The sequence below is a fragment of the Variovorax boronicumulans genome, from assembly GCF_009811375.1.
Lineage (GTDB): Bacteria > Pseudomonadota > Gammaproteobacteria > Burkholderiales > Burkholderiaceae_C > Variovorax > Variovorax boronicumulans.
In genome coordinates, this window is the sequence record NZ_BKDH01000001.1 from 125639 (window position 1) to 144718 (window position 19080).

16 protein-coding genes and 1 tRNA gene are annotated in these 19080 nt (G+C 69.5%); 12 read left to right on the forward strand and 5 right to left on the reverse strand.

Features of this window, described 5'->3' with window-relative positions:
* A complete protein-coding gene (hemW, locus tag VHAB30_RS00645; RefSeq protein ID WP_062476321.1) occupies positions 1-1263 on the forward strand; it encodes a radical SAM family heme chaperone HemW in 1263 nt (420 codons plus the stop codon).
* 32 nt (positions 1264-1295) lie between these two features.
* Positions 1296-1383, forward strand: a tRNA-Ser gene (locus VHAB30_RS00650).
* Between the two features lie 60 nt (positions 1384-1443).
* On the opposite strand, the gene VHAB30_RS00655 is transcribed toward VHAB30_RS00650, so the two are convergent.
* Positions 1444-2985 (reverse strand): InlB B-repeat-containing protein, encoded by a 1542-nt coding sequence (locus VHAB30_RS00655; protein WP_159275463.1) that lies wholly within the window; start codon positions 2983-2985, stop codon positions 1444-1446.
* A gap of 311 nt (positions 2986-3296) precedes the next feature.
* Between VHAB30_RS00655 and VHAB30_RS00660 the strand changes: the two genes are divergently transcribed.
* From VHAB30_RS00660 to VHAB30_RS00670, 3 genes are all read left to right on the forward strand, one after another.
* Positions 3297-3689, forward strand: coding sequence for a hypothetical protein (locus VHAB30_RS00660; RefSeq protein WP_159275464.1), 393 nt, complete (start codon positions 3297-3299; stop codon positions 3687-3689).
* Between the two features lie 104 nt (positions 3690-3793).
* Positions 3794-4402 (forward strand): response regulator transcription factor, encoded by a 609-nt coding sequence (locus VHAB30_RS00665; RefSeq protein ID WP_159275465.1) that lies wholly within the window; start codon positions 3794-3796, stop codon positions 4400-4402.
* Positions 4403-4410: 8 nt separating this feature from the next.
* Positions 4411-6255: an ATP-binding response regulator gene (locus VHAB30_RS00670; protein WP_159275466.1), complete on the forward strand. Its 1845-nt coding sequence runs from the start codon at positions 4411-4413 to the stop codon at positions 6253-6255.
* A gap of 8 nt (positions 6256-6263) precedes the next feature.
* Here the strand turns inward: VHAB30_RS00670 and VHAB30_RS00675 are convergent, their stop codons facing one another.
* Positions 6264-7178, reverse strand: coding sequence for an alpha/beta fold hydrolase (locus VHAB30_RS00675; protein ID WP_159273035.1), 915 nt, complete (start codon positions 7176-7178; stop codon positions 6264-6266).
* Between the two features lie 298 nt (positions 7179-7476).
* Between VHAB30_RS00675 and VHAB30_RS00680 the strand changes: the two genes are divergently transcribed.
* The 7 genes from VHAB30_RS00680 to VHAB30_RS00710 all read left to right on the forward strand — a co-directional run bounded on the left by VHAB30_RS00680 (position 7477) and on the right by VHAB30_RS00710 (position 15992).
* Positions 7477-8517: an AraC family transcriptional regulator gene (locus VHAB30_RS00680; protein WP_159275467.1), complete on the forward strand. Its 1041-nt coding sequence runs from the start codon at positions 7477-7479 to the stop codon at positions 8515-8517.
* A 536-nt stretch (positions 8518-9053) separates the two neighbouring features.
* Positions 9054-9833 carry an esterase/lipase family protein gene (locus tag VHAB30_RS00685; RefSeq protein WP_095948796.1) on the forward strand — a complete coding sequence of 260 codons (780 nt, stop codon included), beginning with the start codon at positions 9054-9056 and terminating at the stop codon, positions 9831-9833.
* Positions 9834-9873: 40 nt separating this feature from the next.
* Positions 9874-11586 carry a long-chain-fatty-acid--CoA ligase gene (locus VHAB30_RS00690; protein WP_159275468.1) on the forward strand — a complete coding sequence of 571 codons (1713 nt, stop codon included), beginning with the start codon at positions 9874-9876 and terminating at the stop codon, positions 11584-11586.
* A gap of 52 nt (positions 11587-11638) precedes the next feature.
* Positions 11639-13255 (forward strand): wax ester/triacylglycerol synthase family O-acyltransferase, encoded by a 1617-nt coding sequence (locus tag VHAB30_RS00695; RefSeq protein WP_159275469.1) that lies wholly within the window; start codon positions 11639-11641, stop codon positions 13253-13255.
* A gap of 49 nt (positions 13256-13304) precedes the next feature.
* A complete protein-coding gene (locus tag VHAB30_RS00700) occupies positions 13305-14645 on the forward strand; it encodes an MFS transporter (protein ID WP_159275470.1) in 1341 nt (446 codons plus the stop codon).
* A gap of 44 nt (positions 14646-14689) precedes the next feature.
* The gene (gene phaP / locus VHAB30_RS00705; protein ID WP_139702675.1) at positions 14690-15139 is read left to right on the forward strand and encodes a TIGR01841 family phasin; all 450 of its coding nucleotides are present in this window, start codon (positions 14690-14692) and stop codon (positions 15137-15139) included.
* Positions 15140-15314: 175 nt separating this feature from the next.
* Entirely contained in the window at positions 15315-15992 is a 678-nt protein-coding gene (locus VHAB30_RS00710; protein ID WP_235926374.1) for a peptidoglycan DD-metalloendopeptidase family protein, read from the forward strand.
* A 13-nt stretch (positions 15993-16005) separates the two neighbouring features.
* Here VHAB30_RS00710 and VHAB30_RS00715 read toward each other — a convergent pair whose 3' ends face one another.
* Genes VHAB30_RS00715 through VHAB30_RS00725 form a run of 3 tightly spaced genes read right to left on the reverse strand, consistent with a single transcriptional unit; the run spans position 16006 to position 19063 of the window.
* Entirely contained in the window at positions 16006-17205 is a 1200-nt protein-coding gene (locus tag VHAB30_RS00715) for a PrsW family intramembrane metalloprotease (RefSeq protein WP_159275471.1), read from the reverse strand.
* A complete protein-coding gene (locus VHAB30_RS00720; protein WP_095746625.1) occupies positions 17202-17762 on the reverse strand; it encodes a hypothetical protein in 561 nt (186 codons plus the stop codon). The genes VHAB30_RS00715 and VHAB30_RS00720 overlap by 4 nt, the downstream gene beginning before the upstream one ends.
* Positions 17763-17821: 59 nt before the next feature.
* Entirely contained in the window at positions 17822-19063 is a 1242-nt protein-coding gene (locus VHAB30_RS00725; RefSeq protein WP_159275472.1) for a porin, read from the reverse strand.
* Between the last annotated feature and the right edge of the window lie 17 nt (positions 19064-19080).

Below are 19080 nucleotides of genomic sequence, written 5' to 3' on the forward strand. Positions count from 1 at the left end.
ATGGCCACCGTCTTCCCGATCCAGCCCGCCCAAGCCGGCGGCGCCCCCCAGGCCAATGACGTGCTGCACTGGATGCGCCCCGGCCCGCTGCAACTCGCCGCACTGCCGCCGCTGTCGCTGTACATCCACCTGCCGTGGTGCCTGCGCAAGTGCCCCTACTGCGACTTCAACTCGCACGAGTGGCGCGCCACCAGCGAGGCCGACATCGACGGCCTCCCCGAAGCCGCCTACATCGACGCGCTGATCGCCGACCTCGACGCCGCGTTGCCGCTGATCTGGGGCCGCACCGTCCACACCATCTTCATCGGCGGCGGCACGCCCAGCCTGTTCTCGCCGCAAGCCATCGACCGGTTGCTGGGCGACGTGCGCGCGCGCCTGAAGCTCGCGCCCGAGTGCGAGATCACGCTCGAGGCCAACCCCGGCACCTTCGAGCGCAACCGCTTCCGCGCCTACCGTGCGGCCGGCGTCACGCGCCTGTCGGTGGGCGTGCAGAGCTTCAACGACGAGCACCTGACGGCGCTGGGCCGCGTGCACGACCGCGCCCAGGCCATCGCCGCGGTCGAAGAGGCCGCGAGCGCCTTCGACACCTTCAATCTGGACCTGATGTACGCCCTGCCGGGCCAGACCATGGAAGGCCTCGACGCCGACCTGACCCAGGCCTTGGCGCTTGCGCCGCCGCACATCTCGATCTACCACCTCACCATCGAGCCCAACACCTGGTTCGCCAAGTTCCCGCCCACGCTGCCCGAGGACGACATCGCCTACGCCATGCTCGACCGCATCACCGAGCGCACGGGCGCGAGCGGGATGTCGCGCTACGAGGTCTCGGCCTATGCGCGCGACGGGCACCAATGCGCGCACAACCTCAACTACTGGCAGTTCGGCGACTACCTCGGCATCGGCGCCGGCGCGCACAGCAAGCTCAGCTTCGCGCACCGCATCGTGCGGCAGGTGCGTTATCGCGAACCGCGCCTGTACATGGAGAACGCGCGCGCCGGCATGGCTGTGTCGCAGAGCGACGAAGTGGCGCTGGCCGACCTGCCGTTCGAGTTCATGCTCAACGCGCTGCGGTTGAAGCAGGGCTTCACGCTGCCCCAGTTCAGCGAACGCACGGGCCTGGCGATGACGTCGATCCAGCGCGGCCTGGAAGAGGCCGAGCGCAAGGGGCTCGTCGCGCGCGACCTGTTCCGCGTGTGGCCCACCGAGCGCGGACTCGACTTCCTGAGCGACCTGCAGACGCTGTTCCTGCCCGATGACGAATAAGGCTGCGCCGTCGGCATAAAATCGACGGTTCCGGAGAGTTGGGTGAGTGGTTTAAACCAGCAGTCTTGAAAACTGCCGACGTGAAAGCGTCCGTGAGTTCGAATCTCACACTCTCCGCCATCAGCCTGCTGTTCATGCGGGCTCGCGATCGGGGGCAAGCCATTTGCCCCCTCACGCAACCTACCTCCCCGACCCGTACCGCCGCACCAAAATGCGCGTTCCTGCCGCAGCCTCAAACTGCTGCCAAGCCAGCACCGCATTCCCCACTTCATTCATCGCCAGATCCGGCGAAGTAGCAATTTCGTCCGTGCCTTCCTGAGCCACCGGCGTCCCCCAGCCATTCGCCAGCGTGTGCCGAGCCGCATAGAGATCGCTGGTCCCCACCCCATTCCCCTGCGCCCACGCCACCAGTGCATTGGTCGCATCGTCCACGCCCAGTGCAGGCAAGCTCGCCAAAGCCTGCGAAGCCGCCGCCCGCACCACACGGTCCGCGCCGAACGCCGCCCCCGGTGCCGCCGTCGCCGCCATGAGCGCGTTATCCAGCCGCCCCCAACTCACGACCGCCGCACCCCCCGCATTCATGCGCAGCACGGGCGTGCTCAACAACGCCTGCGTGGCGACGAACGGTGCGCCCACCCGTGCAGTGCCGCCCTGCCACGCGCCCGCCGAGAAGCGCTTGAACCACACGGCGCTCTCCCACTGGTTGCTGCCGCCGGGCAGGTCGGCCTGGCCCCAGGCGAGCAGTGCGTTGCCGGCGGCGTCGATCGCCAGGTCGTGGGCGCCGATGGAGTGGCCGGTGCCGGTGTCGGGCACGAGTTCGGTGGCCGTGGCCCAGGTGCCGCTTGCGTTGGCGCGGTTGGTCCAGAGCGAGGCGCTGCTGCCGTCGGAGCGCTTCCACACGGCGACCGATTCGCCGGACCCCGCGACCACGACGGCCGGGTCGCCGTCGACGCTGCCCACGACCTCGTTGGTCTCGATGAGCGCGGCGGTGCCCCAGCCGCCAGCCGGGGTGTAGCGGTTGGCGTAGATGCTGAAGCGTGTGGCCGGCCCGATCTGCGACCACACGGCGACGGCGTTGCCGTTGGCGTCGATGCCCACGCTGGCGTTGCCGACGATGCCGGTGCCGGTTTCCAGCAGCGCGGGGCTGCCCCAGCCGCCCGTGGGGTCGACGGGCAGCGCCCACAGGTCGTAGCCGGTGACGGAGCTCAGCTGGGTCCACAGCACGACGGCGCGGCCGCTGGGCTTGTCGATGGCGATGCGGATGTCGCGCACGCCGCCGGCGTTGGCCTCGATGCGCTGCGGCGCGGTCCAGCCGCTGCCGGGCAGGTAGCGGCTGCCCCACAACCGATCCACTTGGGGGTTGCCTTCGATCTGGCGCCACACGACCAGTGCGCGCCCTTGCGCATCGATCGCGGTCTTCGGCAGGCTGGCGCCGCCGGCCGACAGCGCCGACGCATCGCCCCAGCCGATCACGGGCGGTGCGGCGACGAAGGTGGCCGTCACGCCGAGCGCTGCGCCCATCCGCACGCTGCAGGTGCTGCCGTTGCCGCTGCATGCGCCGCCCCAACTGCCGAGCACCTGTCCCGCAGCCGGCGTGGCCGCGAGGACGACCTCGGTGCCCGCGCTGAAATCGGCACTGCAGTTATCGGTGCAGTCGATGCCCGCGGGCTGCGATCCGACGCGGCCGTTGCCGGTGATGCCGACCTCCAGGCGATGGGTCACTGGCGCCGGCGGTGGTGGGGGCGGGAAGAGGCCCAGGGGCGGCAACGCGCCGCCGCCCGATCCGCCACCACCGCCACAGGCCGCCAGCAGGGCCAGCGCCCCTGCGCACACCATCCTCCGTCCGTAGCTGCTCGTCTTCGTCATGTCTGTGTTCCTCCTCATCCGCTGGCGCCGGGGCCCGGCGCCTTCTGTGCTTGTTCGTTCAAGAGGGCCGGATCGTAGGGACGGCCCCGCGTGCGGCCCATAGCACCTTCGGGCACCTGCCCGAAGGTGCTATGGGCCGTTCCAAGATGTCCCGATAGGCTGCTGGCATGACCTCTTCACGCACGCTCTTCTGCCTGCCCTGGCTTCTCATGGCTGCCGTTCTGGCGGGTGGCTGCGCTTCGCACGCCGTGACCGACGACGCCATCGTCACGAACACCTCGCGGGCGCTGGGCCTGCCGCCGCAGGCGTTCACGATCTCGAACCGGGCCGACAGCGGTGTGCAGACGACCTTCCAGGCCCGCACCGACGGCGGACGGGTCTACAGCTGCTACGTGGAGGGTTCGGTGTCGGTCGTGGGCCGGGTGGTCAGCGATGCCATCTGCCAGGAGATGCGCCAGAGCGACGCCCCCGCGTCCGCGCGCCGCTCCGCCACGCGGCCGGCGACCAGCCCCGCGCCAGCCTGCAATGCGCTGCTGCGCGCGGCGGGCCGTTGCAACTGAGGCTTCGCGAAAGCCGGCGTGGCACCGACGCGCCGGCGTAGACAACAATGGCGCCCTACGAGGAGAGGGCGCGGGCCGGGCCCGCACCCGAGGATCACGGCACCATGAAACTCCTGCTTGTCGACGATCACCCGCTGTTCGGTGTCGGCTTTGCGCATGCACTGACGCACGCCCGCCCCGACTTCGAAGTGCAGACCGCGCTCTCGCTGGCCGAGGGCGTGGCGCGGGCCTCGCAATGTGCGCCCGACATCGTGCTGATCGACTACCGCCTGGGCGGTGAAGACGGCCTCGAAGGCCTGCGTCTCTTCGGCGCCCGGCATCCCCTCGTGTCGCGCCTGATGATCTCGGGCGACGAAGAGCCGGCACTCGCCGCGCGCGCACGCGCCGCGGGAGCGGCCGGCTTCATCGGCAAGTCGCGCTCGGTGGCGCACATCGCCGCGGCGCTGGACGAGGTGGCCGCGGGTGGCGAGTCTTTCGATGTGCTGCCCTCGCGCACCGGCCTGCCGGTCGCAAGCCTCACGCCGCGTCAGCTCGAAGTGCTGCTGCTGGTGGCGCAAGGCCGCCAGAACAAGCAGATCGCCGCCGAGCTGGCGATCGCGGAGCGCACGGTCAAGCTCCACATCACGGCGCTGCTCGACACGATGGACGCGCGCAACCGCACCCACCTGCTGGTCCAGGCGCGGCGCGCAGGGCTGCTGCTGGAGCCGCGATGAAGCCTTCGGTGCCTGCCGCTCTCGCATCCCCGCTGAAAGCGCCGCGCGACCCCGGTGTGCGTGGCCTCATCGCCGCGTGCCTGCGCTTCTCGGACCTCCAGCTGCAGCAGGTCGAGCAGATGATCCGCACCACGCCCTGGGCGTGGATGTTGGCCGCGCTCGGCGGGTACCTGTGCTACCGCGAATACGCGACGGGCGTGGACGGCGCGCGCATGCAGGCGTGGTTCGCCGTTTACTGCTTTCTCGTGGCCGTGCGGGGCGGCATCTGGGTGGCATGGGCGCTGCGGCCCGGCCTTCGATCGAACCTCGCGGCGATGGCACTGCCCCTCATGGCCAGCAGCCAGAGCCTCGCCTTGTCGTGGGGCGTCTTGTGCGTCCTGCTGCAGAACGACGGGCCGGCGCAGGCCGAGGCCATCCTTCACATCACGATGGTCACCGTCTCGCTCGGTGGGGCGATCCGGCTCTCGACGATGGAGCGGTCGGCCATCGTCTATGTGGGTCTCATCCTCGGCCCGCTGGTGCTGCGCGACATCTGGTTCGGCGGCAGCTACCACCTGGCCATGGCAATGATCGTGACGCTGATCGGCGTCTACACGCTGCTGAGTTCCAGGGAACTCTCGCGCGCGCTGCACGAGATCCAGGCGCAGCGCCGGCGCAATGCCGAACTGGTGACCGCGCTGAGCGCCGAAAACGAGCGCAGCCGCTCGGCCCGCCAGACCGCCGAAGAAGCCGTGGCGGCGCGCATGCGTTTCTTCGCCTCGGCCAACCACGACCTGCGCCAGCCGCTCAACGCGATGGCGCTGCTGGCGCAGACGCTGCACACGGTCAGCACGCAGCCGCAGGTGCAGGCGCTCTCCGAGCAGTTGGTGGCCTGCGCCGACGGCATGACCGACGTGGTGGACGACCTGCTCGACATCACGCGCGCCGATGCCGGATCGATCAGCCCGCAATGGTCGCTCTTCGCCATCGACGAGTTGCTGCGCGACTGCTGCCGGCCGCACCAGGCCGTGGCCGCGGCCAAGGGGTTGAAGTTCGAGATGACGATCGATGCCGCCACCGTCCGCAGCGACCGCGCCTTGCTCACGCGCGTCGTCACTAACCTGCTGGCGAATGCCATCCGCTACACGCACAAGGGCACCGTGCGGATCGGTGGCCGGGTCGACAACGGCCGGCTGCGCCTGGCCATCGAAGACACGGGCGTTGGCATCGCGCCCGAACACCTGCCGCACATCTTCGACGAGTTCTATCAAATCGATAACCCGGCGCGCGACCGCCGCCTGGGCTACGGCCTGGGCCTTGCGACGGTCAAGCGATTGAGCGAACTGCTCGACCTGCGCGTGACCGTGCGCTCGCAGCCGGGGCAGGGCAGCGTATTCGACGTGCAGGTGCCGCTGGCCGATGCGGCCGAGGGCGGCCGGGCTGACGATGCCGAACGGCTCGTCGCGTCATCGACCGCCGCGCTGGCGGCGCGCGTGCTCGTGCTCGATGACGACCAGAGTTCGTTGCAGGCGCTGCAAGGGCTGCTGGCCTCCTGGGGCGCGGAGGTCCGCGCCGCGAGCGACATGGCGAGCGCACTGGCGTGCCTGCAGGCGGGCTTCCGGCCCGATGCGCTGGTGGTGGACCTGCGGCTTGGCCTGCAGGCGAGCGGCCTGCAGGCCATCGCGGACCTGCGCCTTGCGTTGAACGAAGCCGACCTGCCCGCGTTGATCGTGACCGGCGACGTCGGCGGCGATTCGCTGGCGGCGGCACGCGAGGCCGGCCTGCCGGTGCTCGTCAAGCCGGTGCGGCCTTCGCAGCTTCGCGCCTTCCTGGGCCATGCGCAGGCCTGGAGGCGGGAGCACGCGCCCGACTGAACGCGGGATCAGCGGCTCTCGACCGCGTGCCCCGCAATCGCATCGATCACCGGCGCCCACGTCACCTTCGGCAGCGCGTGCCCCATGCCCTCGATGGTCACCATCCGCGCGCCGGGCACGTGGCGCGCCACGTCCTTCCCGCATTCGATCGGCACCAGCGGATCGACATCGCCATGGATCACCAGCGTCGGCGCCTTCAGCGACGCCAGCCGCTCCCTGCGGCTGCCTGACGCGATGATGGCCGCGAGCTGGCGCGCGTAGCCGGCCGGGTGCAGGCCGCGTTCGAAACTGCGTTCCGCGCGCGCGGCATCGAGCGCCTCTTCGTCCGGATGCGAACCTGCGCGCAGCACCTTCATCACCTGCTGCTGGCGCGCGATGTAGCCGTCGCGGTCCAGCGGCGTGGGCGTGAGCAGCACCTGCAGCGCCTGCGGTTGGGGCGGCGGCAGGTCGGGGGCGCCGCTGGTGGCCATGATCGACACCAGCGTGCGCACGCGCGCCGGATGGCGCAGCGCGATCTCCTGGCCGATGGCGCCGCCCATCGAGGCGCCGACGATGTGGGCGCGATCGATGCCCAGCGCGTCGAGCAGGCCGACCGCATCGTCGGCCATGTGAGCCAGCGTGTACGGCACCTGGCTCGCGCTCACCGGCACGCCGGCCAGCGCCTGCCCGAGCAGCTTGGCCACGTCGGGAATACCCGCGGCGCTCAGGCGCGTGGACTGTCCGATGTCGCGGTTGTCGAAGCGGATGACGCGGTAGCCGCGACCGGCCAGGCGCTCGCAGAAGGCCTCGTCCCACGCAATCATCTGCGTGCCCAGGCCCATGATGAGCAGCAGCGGTGGCGCCGCCGGATCGCCGAAGCAGTCGTAGGCCAGCTCGATGCCGTTGGACGAAGCGAACGAAGGGGAGGAGGGGTCGCGTTGCATGGGGCGTGGCGGTGAAAAGGAAGGGGAGAGAAAGCAAGAGAAGCGAAAGGCAACCGTCGCGCGTTGCGCTTTGTGGCCTGCGGCCGGGACGGTGTTTCGTGGACGATCTTTCCGTGGGGCACCAGCGCGAGAAAGGTTCGTTCAGACCAACCGGGAGTGACTTCGGGACAATTTGGCGCTATCGGGAAACTCCGAGTCTGCGCGTGCAGAACGCTTCGATATCCTGCGACGACCTTGGAGTGCGAGGCCAGTGGCGGCCCGCCATCGAAGGCATGTGTTCTGAAGGGATTGAATCGTCGTGCATCGTTCGCCACCCGACTTCGCGTCACGCGTCTACGGACCCCAGCGCGTCGCAGCCATCGTCGCCACCCTGGTCGAAGAAGGCATCGCACCGGAACAAACCCTGAGCGGAAGTGGCCTGACGGAAGACCAGCTGCGCGCACCGGCGACGCGGATTTCCTACGAGCAGGCGGCCGTGGTCTTCCGCAACGCGGTGCGTCTGGCGCCCGGTCCCAGCATCGCCTTTCGCGCGGGCATCCGCATGCACCTCACGGCCTACGGCATGTACGGCTACGGGCTGCTGAGCAGCCCCACGCATGCCGACCTGATGGACTTCACCATCAAGTACAACCGCGTCATGGGTCCCGTGGCCGGGCCGGTGTCGTACACCTGCAGCGGCGGCACCGCGGTGCTGCCCTACGAGGTGCTGCTGTCGTCCGACCCGCAAGACCCGCTGTACCGCTTCGCGCTCGAGTTCGCCTTCGCGGTGCACCTTCGACTGGGGCGCGATCTCTTCGGTCCGTCGTTCGGTCTTTCCGCACTGCACGTGCGCTTTGCCGAGCCCGAAGATTTGAGCGCCTACCGCACGCTGTTCTGCTGCCCCGTGGCGTTCGGCCAGCCGCGCGACGAACTGCATGTGGGCTCGCCGTGGGTGGGCCATCCCTCGCGGCTGCCCGACTCGGTCACGCATGCGATGGTGAGCGAGATGTGCCAGCAGGTGCTGGCCGATCTGCCGCGCTCGGGCGGTGTCTCGTCGGTGGTGCGGCGCACGTTGATCGACCACATGCCCTGGCGCTTTCCGACCATCGAGCCGATGGCCTCGGAGCTGTCGATCCATCCGCGCACCTTGCGCCGCAGGCTCGAGACCGAAGGCACGACCTACCGCGGCATCCTGGCCGACGTGCGCCGCGTGCTGGCCATCGAGTACCTGCGCACCACGCGCATGACCACCGAGGAAATCGCCGAGCGGCTGGGCTACAGCGACGCCTCGAACTTCCGCCACGCCTTCGTGCGCTGGACCGGCCGCAGCCCGCAGGACTACCGCGCGGCGAAGGCCTGAGCCACGCCTGCGCGATGCCGCATCGGGCATCGTGAACCACCGCTGATTCGCACGCGCGCGCCTTCGTGCGGCGTTCGCGTGGCCGTCGATCCACACATCTGTTCGCAGTTGTGAGTCGCGCCTGCGCGGCGTTCAAATGCGCGTCCCGAAATCACCGCGAAGTGGTCGCATCGCACCTTTTCTTGTCGACGTCGCCGCGAAAAGATGGCGCCCAGAGCAACGACAACAAAGTGCCCGATCCGAGCCTCGCTGAAGGCCCGGACGAGGCCGACAGGAGACAACACATGGATGCACCTCGCGCGTGCCGGCATGCCCGGCACGGACTGGACGTACGCGGCGGGTTCACACCATGCATGCGTGCCGCCGCACAGGCCGGGCGCCGCCGTTGCGCGGCACCTTCACCCCTTTTCCCCGACCTCGATCCTCTCTCGAACGACCGCCCGACCGGGTAGCCGTGTGCATCGCGTCTGCACGTCGGGCTTTTTCTTCGCCTCTCTTTTTTTTCTTTTCCCTTTCCCTCCACTCCCGAGATGATCATGACCGAATCTTCTTCGATGGCCCCGCCGTCCCGCCGCCTGCTGATGCTCGAGTGGCGCGCCGTGGCGGAGCTGTCCGCGTTCTTCACCATGGCCCCGATGCTGCGCATGGCGCCCGCGGGCGACGGGCATCCCGTGCTCGTGCTGCCCGGCCTCTCGGCGAGCGATGCCTCGACGCAGCCGCTGCGCGCCTTCCTGCGCGACCGCGGCTACCGCGCGCACGGATGGAAGCTCGGCCCCAACTTCGGCCCGCGCCCCGGCGTGGAAGACCAGATGCAGGAGCGCCTGGCCGAGCTGCACGAGCGCTACCAGCGCAAGGTGAGCATCGTCGGCTGGAGCCTGGGCGGCGTGTTCGCACGCGAGCTGGCACGGCGCGCGCCCTCGCAGGTGCGCAGCGTCATCACGCTCGGCAGTCCGTTCGCCGGCGAGCCGCGCGCGAGCAACGCGTGGCGGCTGTACGAGATGGTGAGCGAGCGCAAGGTCGAGGACTGGCCCGAGCGCGAACGCATGCGCACGCCGCCGCCCGTGCCGGCCAGCGCCATCTACAGCCGCAGCGACGGCATCGTGGCCTGGCAGGGCTGCCGCGAACGCGAGACCGCGACCTCGGAAAACATCGAGGTCGAGGGCAGCCACTGCGGCCTCGGCCACAACCCGGTGGTGCTCTACGCCATCGCCGATCGGCTCGCGCAGCCCGAGGGCCAGTGGAAGCCGTTCCGCCGCGAAGGCCTGCGCCGCCTGCTGTACCTCGATCCGCACCGCGACGTGCGCAAGGCCGCCTGATGCGCTGCATCACCCACCCGTTCACTTCCTGGAGACGCACATGAACAGCAAGCCCTGGCTGGCTTCCTACCCCGAAGGCGTGGCGTGGGACCACGCGATCACGCCCACCTCGGTCCAGCAGATCCTGGCCGACGCCGTGGCCGGTTTTCCCGACCGGCCGGCCATCGACTTCATGGGCAAGCGGCTGAACTACCGCGAGCTCGGCGCGCTGGTCGACCGCGCCGCCAAGGGCTTGCAGGCCCTGGGCGTGCGCCCCGGCGTGCACGTGGGCCTGTTCCTGCCCAACACGCCGCACTACCTGGTCGCGCTGTTCGGCGTGCTGCAGGCGGGCGGCACGGTGGTCAACTACTCGCCGCTCGATGCCGCGAAGGTGCTCGAGCACAAGATCGAGGACAGCCAGACCGACTTCCTCATCACGCTCGACCTGGCCGCGCTCTACCCGCAGATGGCCGCCATGCTCGGCAAGACGCGGCTGAAGAAGCTCATCGTCGGCAACCTCGCCGAGATGACGGGCGCGCCCGAGCAGGTGGCCGCGCAGATGAAGGCGAAGAACGAAACGGTCGAGATCTCCGGCGACGAGCACCACCTGCGTTTTTCCGAACTGCTCGACAACGACGGCCGCTACACGCCGCACCCCATCGGCGACCCGCGCGAGGCGCTGGCCATCCTGCAATACACGGGCGGCACCACCGGCCTGCCCAAGGGCGCGATGCTCACGCACGCCAACCTGTCGTCGGCCTGCGAGCAGGTGGTGATCACGCAGTCGGGCACGCCGCCCGTGCTGCAGATGGGCACCGAGCGGCTGCTCGCCGTGCTGCCGCCGTTTCACATCTACGCGCTCACGGTCAACCTGCTGCTGGGCGTGCGCCTGGCGGCCGAGATCGTGCAGCACCTGCGCTTCGACCCCAAGGCCGCGCTGCGCGACATCGCCGAGAAGAAGCTCACCACCTTCTGCGGCGTGCCCACCATGTTCACCGCGGTGATCGGCGACCCCGACACGCCGCAGTACGACCTGCACTCGCTCAAGCTGTGCAACTCGGGCGGTGCGCCGCTGCCGATGGAGGTCGGCGAGCGCTTCCGCGCCATCACCGGCACCTGGCTGGCCGAAGGCTGGGGCATGACCGAGACGTCGCCCACCGGCACCTTCTCGCCCGCGCACGGCCAGCGCAAGGCGGGCTCGTGCGGCATTCCGCACCCGGGCGTGGTCATCAAGATGCTCGACCTCGAAGACCCCACGCGCTACGTGCCGCTGGGCGAGAAGGGCGAGATGTGCATCCAGGGCCCCAACGTGATGAAGGGCTACTGGAACAAGCCCGAGGCCACGGCCGACAGCACCACCTTCGACGGCTTCTTTCGCACCGGCGACGTGGGCTACATGGACGAGGACGGCTTCGTCTTCATCGTCGACCGCTGCAAGGACATGCTGCTGTGCAGCGGCTACAACGTCTATCCGCGCGTGCTCGAAGAGGCCATCTACCAGCACCCGGCCGTGCATGAGGTGGCGGTGATCGGCGTGCCCGACGAATACCGCGGCCAGTCGCCCAAGGCCTTCGTCACGCTCAAGCCCGGCGCCGAGGCCTTCGACATCAAGGCCCTGCAAACCTTCCTCAAGGAACGCGTGGGCAAGCACGAGATGGTGCAGGCCCTGGAGATCCGCGCTGCGCTGCCCAAGACGGCGGTGGGCAAGCTCTCCAAGAAAGACCTCGTGGACGAAGAGCTGCGCAAGCAGGCCGTCGCCGCGGCCACCGCCTGAGCGCACCCCTTCCCGAACTCCCACCGATCCCACCGACGAAAGAGGCCACGCCATGGACCACCTGAGCAGCATGGACGCGTCGTTCCTGCACCTTGAAACCCCCGAGACGCCGATGCACGTCGGCAGCCTCATGCTCCTGGACCTGCCCGAGGGCTACCGGGGCGACTACTACGAAGACGTGAAGGGCATGCTGGGCAAGCGGCTGCACCTGGCGTCGGTGCTCACGCGCAAGCTCGCGCAGATGCCCTTCGAGCTGGCCGAGCCGGTGTGGATCGACGACGACGACATCGACCTGGACTACCACGTGCGCAGCCTCACGCTGCGCCGCCCCGGCACCATGGAGCAGCTGCACCACCTCGTGGCGCGCCTGCATTCCAGCCTGCTCGACCGCAGCCGCCCGCTGTGGGAGATGTACGTCATCGAAGGCCTGGAGAACGGCCAGGTGGCCTTCTACACCAAGGCCCACCACAGCGGCGTCGACGGCAAGGCCGGCACCGAGCTGGCCAAGGTGCTCTACGACACCACGGCGCAGATGCGCGAGGTGCCGCCCGCGCGCCGCAAGCGCGGCAGCGGCAGCCACTACCAGCTCGGCGTGGCCGAGCTGCTGCAGGCGGCGGTGTCCAACTCGGCGCGCCAGTACCGCAAGCTCGCCGAGCTGCTGCCGGCGGCCGCGCGCGCCCTCACGGCGGCCGGCAGCGTGCTGGCGAGCCAGCAGACCGGCAAGGGCGAGCGGCGCCTGAGCCTGGGCATGGCGCCCAAGAGCATGTTCAACGACGCCATCACCAACCAGCGCTCGTACAGCACGATGTCGCTGCCCTTCGACGAACTGAAGGCGCTGGGCAAGCGCGTGGGCGGCACCGTCAACACCATCGTGATGGCGATGTGCAGCGAGGCGCTGGCCCGCTTCCTGAAGGAGCGCAACCTGCTGCCGAAGGAAGCGCTGATCGCCGGCGTGCCCGTGAGCCTGCGCGCCGAGGGCGACGACTCGATGAACAACCAGGTGTCGATGGTGCGCGTGGACCTGGCGACCGACATCGGCGACGCGGCCGAGCGCTTCAAGGCGATCCATGCCTCGTCAGAGGCGGCCAAGGCCGTGGTGCGCGAGCTCAAGCCCGTGCTCGGCGTCGACATGCCGATCACCGGCTCGCCCTGGCTCATGACCAGCCTGGCCTCGCTGTACGGCCGCTCCAACCTCGCGCGCCGCGTGCCGCCCGCGGCCAACGTGCTGATCTCGAACGTGCCGGGCCCGGGCGCCACGCTCTATGTGGCGGGCGCGCGGATGATGCACTTCTACCCCGTGTCGATCCCGTACCACGGCAGCGCGCTGAACATCACGGTGCAGAGCTACGCGGGCTCGCTCGACTTCGGCCTCACGGCCTGCCGCCGCATCCTGTCGCAGGAAGAGTCGTACGAGCTGATCGGCCACCTGCGCGCGGCGCTGCGGCAGATCGAGCGGCTGCCCAGCGTCGAGAGCGCGGCCAAGCCGGCGGTCGCGAAAGAGGCGCAGGCCGAGGCCGTGCCCGCCAAGGCCCCGCGCCGCGCGAAGGCGCCGGCCGCCGCCAAGCCGCGCGTGGCTGCTGCGGCTGCCGCGCCCGCCAGCAAGAAGCCCCGCGCGCCGCGCAAGCCGGCCGCTCCCCCCAAGGGCAAGCGCGCCGCGGCCGCTGCCTAGCCTTCCCGCCGATTCCTTCACCGACCGACCCTCAAAGGAAAGCAAGACCATGACCCCCACTTCTGCGCAGGTCCCCGCCCGCGCGCCGTACAACGCGGCGGACGAGGCTTTGTTTTCGAAAGTCAGCTGGCACCTGCTGCCGCTGTTGATCCTCTGCTACATCGTCGCCTTCATCGATCGCATCAACATCGGCTTCGCGCAGCTGCAGATGAAGCAGACGCTGGCCTTCAGCAACGAGGCCTATGCGCTGGGCGCGGGCATCTTCTTCATCGGTTACTTCCTCTTCGAGGTGCCCAGCAACCTCATGCTCGAGAAGATCGGCGCGCGCAAGACGCTGCTGCGCATCATGTTCTGCTGGGGGCTCGTGGCCTCGGCCATGATGTTCGTGGAGACCACCACGCAGTTCTACGTGCTGCGTTTCCTGCTGGGCGCGTTCGAGGCGGGCTTCTTCCCGGGGATCATCCTGTACCTCACCTACTGGTACCCCTCGGCGCGGCGCTGCAAGGTGATCTCGATCTTCATGACGGCCACGGCCATCGGCTACCTGCTGGCCGGCCCGCTGTCGGGCTGGATCATGAAGTACATGAACGGCCTGGGCGGCCACCATGGATGGCAGTGGCTGTTCGTGGTGCAGGGGCTGCCGGCCTCGGTGCTGGGCATCGTCGCGTTCTTCTACCTGAAGGACAAGCCCGAGCAGGCCGGCTGGCTCACGCCTTCGGAGAAGCTCGCGCTGCGCCATCACCTGGACAACGAGCCGCATGCGGTGGAGACCGCCTCGCACGGTTCGTTCTGGGCGCTGCTGCGCGACCCGAAGGTGTTCACGATGGCCTTCGTGTACTTCCTGTTCCTCGGCGCCAACTACACGCTGGTGTTCCTGGTGCCCACGCTCATCAAGAACTGGGGTGTGGGCGACGTGTTCATGGTCGGCCTGCTGTCGGCCATCCCGGCGGTCTTCGGCGCCATCGGCATGGTGTTCGTCGGACGCAGCTCCGACAAGCACCTGGAGCGGCGCAAGCACTTCTTCTTCTGTGTGGCGCTGGCCTCGGCGGGCCTGCTGGTGGCCGTCTTCAGCGGCGGCAACCTGGTGCTGGCGCTGGCGGGTCTCGCGGTGATGAGCATCGGCCAGTCGGCCAACACGCCGATCTTCTTCGCGGCCATCAGCGAGTACCTGCCGCGCAAGTCGGCGGCCGGCGGCATCGCGCTGATCAGCAGCCTGGGCAACCTCGGGCCCGCCGTGATGCCGGTGATCACCGCGTGGATCACCACGGCCACCGGCAGTTCGGACAACAGCATGTTCCTGGCGATCGGGCTGTGGCTGCTGTCCGGCGTGGTGCTGCTGCGCGTGATGCGGCCCGCCGCCGCCGGGCGCACGCAGTTCGCGCCGGCCTGATTCCCTGTTACTCGTCATTTCATTCACACAAGGAGATTCGATCCATGGCAACCAGCAAGACCGCAGCCAACGCCAACCCGCTCTTTCCCACGGCGCTGCCGTCGATGGAAGACTTCAGCAAGCTGATCGAGCAGCTCAAGCTGCCCGGCGTGGACGTCGGCGCGCTCGTGGAGTGGCAGCGCAAGGACATGGAGGCGCTGGCCGAGGCCAACCGGCAGGCCTACGAAGGCATCCAGTCGCTGGCGCAGCGGCGCGGCGAGATCCTGCGCGACACGCTGGCCCAGTGGCAGGACGCGCTGAAGGACGCCACCGGCAAGGACGCGATCTCCAAACAGGCCGAGGCCGCGCAGCGCGGCGTGCAGCAGGCCGTCGACAATTTCCGCGAACTGGCGCAGCTGGAAGCGCAGGCGCGCAACAACAGCTGGAAGGTGGTGCAGGACCGCCTGAACGAGAACATGGCCAACCTGCAGCAGCTGCTGCAGCCGAAGAAATAGGGGCGCTCCCGCGGACGCAATGTCCGCGCAACGACTGCTGGTAGCCTTGCCGGATTGTTCAGGCGCGCCTCGCCCCGCGAGGTCGCGCGATCCGGATGAATCAGAAAGGACTCAGCGCGTGGTTGTGACAGGGAGAAGATGGGGCGCGTGCGCCGCGTTGACGGCGGCATTGCTGGTGGGCGCATGCTCCACCACGCCCAGCACGCCGGTGGCGGGCCCCGGCGAGTACGTCGTGCAGACGGGCGACACGCTCTACCGCATCGCGCAGCGGCACGGCCGGACGACGGCCGAGATCGCCCGCTGGAACCAGATCAAGGACCCCGACCAGCTCGAAGCCGGGCAGGTGCTGCGCGTGGTGCCGCCCGGCGGCGCCGCGACCGGGGCGGCCACGCCTCCGCCGCGCAGCAGCAGCGGTGGCGGCAGTGCCGAAAAAGCCAAGCCCGCGCCCGCACCCCGCGAGCGCGACCCCGTGGTGCCGCCCGCCTCGCGGCGCAGCGACTGGGGCTGGCCGACGCAAGGCGCGGTCATCGCCGGCTTCAACGGCAACAGCAACAAGGGCCTGGACATCGGCGGCAGCAGCGGCGAGCCCGTGCACGCGATCGGCGCCGGCTCGGTGGCCGCGACGGAGACGATGCGCGGCTACGGCAGCGTCATCATGGTCGACCACGGCGGCTCCTACATGTCGATCTACACCAACGTGGGCACCGTGGGCGTGAAGCAGGGCCAGCGCGTGCAGCGCGGCCAGAAGATCGCCGAGATCGGCCCGGCGGAGGGCGGCCGCGCCAAGCTGCACTTCGAGATCCGCTACCGCGGCAAGGCCGTCGATCCGCGCCTGTACCTGCCGGCGAAGTAAGCGGAGCGGGCCCTCAGCCCTGCGGCCGGGTGAGCAGGTCGAGCTCGGCCCGCAGGCGGCGCACCGCCACTTCATGGCGCCGCGTCTGCGGCCCGCGTCCGTGCGTGCCGGCCTTCAGGATGAGCCGCAGCTGCTCGCGCTGCAGCTGCGCCTTCAGGCGCCGGGCGCGCTTGCCGAATTCCTTGCCCATGTCGCGGCGCACGCGGTAGCGCAGCAGCGGCGCGCCCAGGCGCACCCATTCGTCGTCGCGGATCAGCTCGCGCTCGGGCACGAAGTAGGCCGCCAGCGCGTGCAGGTAGGTGCCGTTCTCGCGCGCGGCGGCGCGCCAGACGAAGGCGGCGGCGATCACCACCGGAATGCCCTTGACGATGAGCAGCAGCGCGATGCCGACAAAGCCGTCGTCGAAGCGGTCCTCGAGCAGCGGCGAGTTCCAGATGAAGTGCATGGCCCACGCCAGCGCGAAGTAGAAGAGGGCGCAGCCGATGCGCGCCGCCATCGAGCGCTGCGGGTTCAGCAGGAACCACGCCACGCCGAACGAGGCGATGGTCGTGTAGGCCGCATGGCTCCACAGCCCGCTCAGCAGCCCGCGCATCAGCAGGTGGTAGAGCACCGGGTACACCTGGTTCTCGAGCGGGAAGTTCACGGCGCTGTTCACCGTGTAGCTCAGGTTCTCGATCACCTGGAAGCCCAGCCCGGCCATGGCGCCGACGATCAGCACCGACAGGTACGTTTCGAACTGGTTGCGCGCAATGAGCACCAGCAGGATCACGCCCGCGAGCTTCAGGAATTCTTCGGTGATCGGCCCCGCGATGGCCGGCCCCCAGGCCGCCACGAACTCCGGCGACACCAGCTTGGCGCACAGGCTCTGGATGGCGATGTTGGCCGGCGCCGCGAAGTACACCGCGCCCAGCCCGCCCCACGCAAAGGCCAGCACGTAGGCTTCGGGCGGGTGCTGCTCCAGCAGGTCGAGCGTGCGGAAAAACAGCACGAAGGCCGCCGTGTAGCCGCCCCACACCAGCAGGCCCAGCAGCGCGGTGACGGGCACCACGCGAAAGCCCAGCGAGAACATCGACACGGTATAGAACAGCCCGTTGAGGATCAGCGCTGCCAGCAGCCAGAACGCGGCGCGCTGCGGCTGGAAGAACGAGTCGGTGCCGATGGGCCAGTCGGCGTCTTCCTGGGTCGCGACGGGAGCTTCGGTGGCGGTGCTCACAGCGGTGCCTCCAGGTCCATCGAGTCGAGCATCTTGCGGGCGTCGGCCAGCGCTTCGTTGAAGCCGTCGGTGGGGCCGTACACGTCGATCTGCACCAGCGAGCGGCGCGGCGTGTCGACCACCTGCCAGAAGCGGCCGGCGAGCTTGGCGCCGTAGTAGGCGAAGGTCTTGCCCTGCAGGCCCCAGCCGGTGACGAAGTCGGACACGTCGCCTTCGACGGTCAGGCCCTGGCCGCGCTCCATGAGCCGCTGCTGGCGCACCATCGGGCCGTCGGGCCCGCCCATCCACAGGCGCGTGGTCACGAGGAACTTGTGGCCGCCCTTGAAGAGCATGAGCGACTGGCCGGCCTTGGAGCGCGACACGTCCATCTGCCAGCCCGGCGCGGGCTCGAAGCGCGCGTGGGCGACCGACACCGTCTCGCCCGCGGGCAGCGGCCGGCTGCCGGGCGTGTGGTTGTTCCAGAAGGTGAGGCCGCCGACATACGCGGCAATGGCCAGGAGGATCGCGAGCGCGCCCGGCCAGGTGCGGTACGGGATGCGGCGGGACGGTTGAAGCATCCGTGGATCGTGCCACACCGAAGCGACGGCGCGGGGGCGCCGCCGCTGTCGTCAACCGCTCAGAACGCCATGCGAATACCAACGTCGTAGCCCAGCGCCCGGTGCGGCTGCATGCCGTTCGTGGTCGCGTAGGCCGGCTGCGGGAAGATCGCCGGCAGGCTCAGCACCAGCGGCGTCACGCCCATCACCGTCGGGTTGTTGCGGCCGTTGGCGATGTGGATGCGCGCCACCGAGGCATACAGCGCCGTGCGCTTGGAGAGGTTGTGCACGTAGCCCAGCGCCAGCTTGTTCACCGACGAATTGCCGTCGGGCAGGCCCAGCCCGTTGACGAAGCGCACGCGCGCATACGAGGCGCGCACCACGCCCGCGCCCAGCGGCACGTTCACGCCGGCCATGAGGCCGTCGTAGCGGTCGCTCAGGCGCAGCGTGCCGTTGGCGAAGGGCGTGGCGCTGTGGCGAACGTCACGCACGCGCGACCATTCGCCGAACACCTTCACCACGCCGAAGTCGTACGAGGCGCCGAGGTTCAGGCTCTTGATCTTCTCGCTCTGCGCGGCGGCACTGGCCAGCGTGCTCTCGCCGTAGCCCAGCGCCACGTCGGCCGGGCCGCTGGCCCAGCCGATGCGCCCGCCCACGTAGCGTCCGCGCTGCGAGGGGCTGTCGGGCGTGTTGCTGACCTTGGTGTTCTCGTGCAGCGCGTACTGCACCTGGCCGTAGAAGCCGCCCAGGTTCGGCGGCAGGAAGTAGCTGATGGCGTTGCTGGTGCGCAGGTAGCTGTCGGTGCCGGCCGAGAGCCCGCCGTTCAGCAGGCCGCCCGTGGCCAGCGCGCGCGAGGCCGCGATGTTGCTGTTGACCACCGCGATCAGGTTGGTGCCCACGCCGTTGACGCTGAAGGGGTCGAACACCGCGTCGTTCCAGAACGAGGCCGTGTAGTCGCGGCCCAGGCGCACTTCGCCGAAGGGGCCGCTGAGGCTCAGCGTGGAGCGGCGTCCGAAGTTCGTGATGCCGCTGCCCGTGTCGTTGCTCAGCGGCGCCTCCAGCCAGAAGCTCGCGGCCAGCCCGCCGCCCAGGTCCTCGGTGCCGCGAAAGCCGATGCGGCTGGACGCATTGCCCGAGGGCGACAGCACGGTCTGGCTCTGGCGCAGCTCGGCCGGGCGCAGCGGGTTGTACGAACTGCTGGTGGTGCGGTAGTGGCTCACGCCCGCGTCCATCACGCCGAACAGCGTGAGCGAGGACTGGGCGAGGGACGCGCCGGCCGCGAGGGTCGCGGCCGCGGCGGCGATGAGGGTCTTCTTCTTCATGGTCTTGTCTCCTGGTT